Origin of the sequence: Curtobacterium sp. MCBA15_016, from assembly GCF_001865105.1 — a bacterium.
GTDB lineage: Bacteria > Actinomycetota > Actinomycetes > Actinomycetales > Microbacteriaceae > Curtobacterium.
The window spans coordinates 4,537-4,899 of record NZ_MJGR01000034.1 but is presented as its reverse complement, the minus strand read 5'-3'; the positions used below and the strand labels follow the sequence as shown (position 1 = coordinate 4,899).

The window sequence follows — 363 nt, the reverse complement described above, 5'->3', positions numbered from 1 at the left end:
CGCTCGACGCGGCGGACCCGGTGCGCTGGACGGAACTCGCGTTCGCCCTCGCCGACGGGGCACTCGTCCTCGGGATCGCACGGGCACTCGGTGCGAACGGCCGCTGGGCGTACGTCGCCGCGGTCCTGTTCAGCGCCGCGAACTGGGTCGGGCAGGACTACTACTCCCCGCAGGCGTTCGCGTTCTTCCTGTTCCTCGCGGCGGTCCTGGTCGCGCTGACCGTCCTCCGCGGCGAGCCCAACGTGATCGGGCGGTGGAGCGCGACGCTGACCGGCCGGCTGCTCCGTGCACGCCGCTCCCCCGTGGCCGAGGCGGTCGCCACGCCGACGCGGGCCGCCGTGGTCGCGGCGGTGGCGCTCGTCG

1 pseudogene is annotated in these 363 nt (G+C 75.5%); it reads left to right on the top strand.

The features are described 5' to 3' along the window. Nucleotides 1-363: pseudogene (locus BIV03_RS19760) on the top strand (hypothetical protein); the annotation flags it as partial.